This window comes from Klebsiella sp. A-Nf5, from assembly GCF_002810545.1.
GTDB lineage: Bacteria > Pseudomonadota > Gammaproteobacteria > Enterobacterales > Enterobacteriaceae > Klebsiella > Klebsiella variicola.
This window is the reverse complement of sequence record NZ_PIOG01000019.1, coordinates 1-715: the sequence shown is the minus strand read 5'-3', so window position 1 is coordinate 715 and position 715 is coordinate 1. Positions and strand designations below refer to the sequence as shown.

The window sequence follows — 715 nt, the reverse complement described above, 5'->3', positions numbered from 1 at the left end:
GGAAGCGGAAAAGAACGGGCAACAGCAGGCTCAGAATCAGGAGGCGGAGCCGGCACCGCAGGCTGATGCACATCATCAGTCAGGCGGCGGTATGAACGGATTCAATACTGACGAGATGCTGAAGAAGCTGGGCAAACTTGATCCGCGTGAGTTCTCTCCGGGCGCAGCGCCGCAGGGGGAAAATAATGGCTAAGTCTCTCATTACTGCTGTTCTGTCAGCACTGCGCTGGGCTCACTGGCTGGTTAAGTGTGCGGTGGTGTATCCGCTGGCCATGATGATGTTACTGGTTGTTCTGGTGTTCCGGACGGGACCGTACACGTTCGGCCAGACGCTCGTGAAAACCGTAGAGTCTGTGCAGCAGGAGGGATATGTCATTCAGGACTGCACGGGGCCGAAAGAACTTAATGGTGATGCGGTGAACGCACCACTGCCTCCGGTTTTACAGGAAGACTGCACCACCGTCAGTACGGATGCGGCAGGGTATGCAGCATATATCGACCAGAGCTATACGCATAATATTCTCTGGCTCTGGCTGCTGATGGCGGTGGTGTTTACCGGGATGGCTGTGGTTTTCCGTCGGACTCCTGTCCGCAGGGGGAGAATACGGAAAAACGGTGTTGTCGTCGGAGAGTCTGGTTCGGGTTCTTCAAGGCTGATTCCAGCCCGATCTGATGTCAGCCAGATTAAGCGTGAACAGGGGGGAACTGCGGAATG

General features: G+C 55.8%; 1 protein-coding gene and 1 pseudogene. Both read left to right on the top strand.

What is annotated here, in order from left to right:
- Nucleotides 1–193: pseudogene (locus tag CWM53_RS00900) on the top strand (conjugal transfer protein TraB); the annotation flags it as partial.
- Nucleotides 186–715 (top strand): conjugal transfer pilus-stabilizing protein TraP (traP, locus tag CWM53_RS00895; RefSeq protein WP_100750709.1); only part of this gene is annotated, 530 nt, incomplete at its 3' end. The pseudogene CWM53_RS00900 and the gene traP, both read left to right, overlap by 8 nt.